Below are 1,026 nucleotides of genomic sequence, written 5' to 3'. Positions count from 1 at the left end.
GCCTTCGCCGGTGCCCCTGCGGCAGCCTGGCCTGCGGCGCTGATTGCCTGTGCCACCTCGTCTTCGTGCAGGTGTGCAGCATGTGCGGCAGCGGCGATGTTTGCCAGTGCCGCCCTGGTGGCCTCCGCCTTGGCGTGGCGCTCGGCGTCGCTGGGGTCGGGGTGGACCGTATGGATCTGAACCGGGGCGGCCGGCGCGACGTCGAGGGGCTGGCCCCCGCGCCCACGGCGGCGCTTGCGGTCGTTGCGGCCGCCGGGCTGGCTGTCTCCGCGGGCCACATCCATGCGCTGGTCAGGGCGCTGATCGGTACGCGGCGCGTCCGCGCGGTGGCTGTCTGCACGCTGCACATGGTGTTCGGCAGCGACAGTATTGGCCCGGCGATGTTCCACGGGGTCGTCGTGGGTGACGATTCCGCGGCCGGCACAGGTTTCGCACTGCTCCCCGAAGACCTCCAGGAGCCCCGTGCCCATCCGTTTGCGCGTCATCTGGACCAGGCCCAGCGATGTCACTTCGGCGACCTGGTGCTTGGTGCGGTCGCGGCCCAGGCATTCCACCATGCGCCGCAGCACCAGATCACGGTTGGACTCGAGCACCATGTCGATGAAGTCGATGACAATGATGCCGCCGATATCGCGGAGCCGGAGCTGCCGGACCACTTCCTCGGCGGCTTCGAGGTTGTTCTTGGTGACGGTCTCCTCGAGGTTGCCGCCGCTGCCGGTAAATTTGCCGGTGTTGACGTCCACCACGGTCATGGCTTCGGTCCGGTCGATGACCAGGGACCCGCCGGACGGCAGGAAAACCTTGCGTTCGAGTGCCTTGTGGATCTGTTCGTCGATCCGCCAGGCAGCGAAGATGTCCTGGTCCTTGGTCCACTTTTCCAGGCGGCCCACCAGATCCGGGGCAACGTAGGTGACGTAGGCCTCGATGGTGTCCCAGGCTTCTTCGCCGGAGACGATCAGCTTGGAGAAGTCCTCGTTGAAGACGTCGCGGACAACCTTGATGGTGAGGTCAGGTTCGCCGTAGAGG

The 1,026-nt window shown here is 66.7% G+C and carries 1 protein-coding gene; it reads right to left on the bottom strand.

The features are described from left to right. On the bottom strand, positions 1-1,026 hold a 1,026-nt coding region (locus tag DBR22_RS09240; RefSeq protein ID WP_181365095.1), incomplete at both ends, for a ribonuclease E/G.

The sequence above is a fragment of the Arthrobacter sp. HMWF013 genome, from assembly GCF_003061105.1.
Classification (GTDB): domain Bacteria; phylum Actinomycetota; class Actinomycetes; order Actinomycetales; family Micrococcaceae; genus Arthrobacter.
This window is presented reverse-complemented; position numbering and strand designations above follow the sequence as displayed.